This is a genomic window from Escherichia sp. 93.0816 (assembly GCF_013368855.2).
Taxonomy (GTDB): domain Bacteria; phylum Pseudomonadota; class Gammaproteobacteria; order Enterobacterales; family Enterobacteriaceae; genus Escherichia; species Escherichia ruysiae.
This window is the reverse complement of the sequence record NZ_JABWNC020000061.1, coordinates 1-1,768: the sequence shown is the minus strand read 5'-3', so window position 1 is coordinate 1,768 and position 1,768 is coordinate 1. Positions and strand designations below refer to the sequence as shown.

Below are 1,768 nucleotides of genomic sequence, written 5' to 3'. Positions count from 1 at the left end.
TTGACTCTGAAAGAGGAAAGCGTAATATACGCCACCTCGCGACAGTGAGCTGAAAGCCGCGTCGCAACTGCTCTTTAACAATTTATCAGACAATCTGTGTGGGCACTCGAAGATACGGATTCTTAACGTCCTCGGACGATAAATGAATACCAAGTCTCAAGAGTGAACACGTAATTCATTACGAAGTTTAATTCTTTGAGCATCAAACTTTTAAATTGAAGAGTTTGATCATGGCTCAGATTGAACGCTGGCGGCAGGCCTAACACATGCAAGTCGAACGGTAACAGGAAACAGCTTGCTGTTTCGCTGACGAGTGGCGGACGGGTGAGTAATGTCTGGGAAACTGCCCGATGGAGGGGGATAACTACTGGAAACGGTAGCTAATACCGCATAACGTCGCAAGACCAAAGAGGGGGACCTTCGGGCCTCTTGCCATCGGATGTGCCCAGATGGGATTAGCTAGTAGGTGGGGTAACGGCTCACCTAGGCGACGATCCCTAGCTGGTCTGAGAGGATGACCAGCCACACTGGAACTGAGACACGGTCCAGACTCCTACGGGAGGCAGCAGTGGGGAATATTGCACAATGGGCGCAAGCCTGATGCAGCCATGCCGCGTGTATGAAGAAGGCCTTCGGGTTGTAAAGTACTTTCAGCGGGGAGGAAGGGAGTAAAGTTAATACCTTTGCTCATTGACGTTACCCGCAGAAGAAGCACCGGCTAACTCCGTGCCAGCAGCCGCGGTAATACGGAGGGTGCAAGCGTTAATCGGAATTACTGGGCGTAAAGCGCACGCAGGCGGTCTGTTAAGTCAGATGTGAAATCCCCGGGCTCAACCTGGGAACTGCATCTGATACTGGCAGGCTTGAGTCTCGTAGAGGGGGGTAGAATTCCAGGTGTAGCGGTGAAATGCGTAGAGATCTGGAGGAATACCGGTGGCGAAGGCGGCCCCCTGGACGAAGACTGACGCTCAGGTGCGAAAGCGTGGGGAGCAAACAGGATTAGATACCCTGGTAGTCCACGCCGTAAACGATGTCGACTTGGAGGTTGTGCCCTTGAGGCGTGGCTTCCGGAGCTAACGCGTTAAGTCGACCGCCTGGGGAGTACGGCCGCAAGGTTAAAACTCAAATGAATTGACGGGGGCCCGCACAAGCGGTGGAGCATGTGGTTTAATTCGATGCAACGCGAAGAACCTTACCTGGTCTTGACATCCACAGAACTTTCCAGAGATGGATTGGTGCCTTCGGGAACTGTGAGACAGGTGCTGCATGGCTGTCGTCAGCTCGTGTTGTGAAATGTTGGGTTAAGTCCCGCAACGAGCGCAACCCTTATCCTTTGTTGCCAGCGGTCCGGCCGGGAACTCAAAGGAGACTGCCAGTGATAAACTGGAGGAAGGTGGGGATGACGTCAAGTCATCATGGCCCTTACGACCAGGGCTACACACGTGCTACAATGGCGCATACAAAGAGAAGCGACCTCGCGAGAGCAAGCGGACCTCATAAAGTGCGTCGTAGTCCGGATTGGAGTCTGCAACTCGACTCCATGAAGTCGGAATCGCTAGTAATCGTGGATCAGAATGCCACGGTGAATACGTTCCCGGGCCTTGTACACACCGCCCGTCACACCATGGGAGTGGGTTGCAAAAGAAGTAGGTAGCTTAACCTTCGGGAGGGCGCTTACCACTTTGTGATTCATGACTGGGGTGAAGTCGTAACAAGGTAACCGTAGGGGAACCTGCGGTTGGATCACCTCCTTACCTTAAAGAAGCGT

The 1,768-nt window shown here is 53.1% G+C and carries 1 rRNA gene; it reads left to right on the top strand.

Features of this window, described 5'->3' with window-relative positions:
- Positions 1-212 precede the first annotated feature (212 nt).
- Positions 213-1,754 (top strand): 16S ribosomal RNA (locus HEM79_RS22200).
- Positions 1,755-1,768 lie beyond the last annotated feature (14 nt).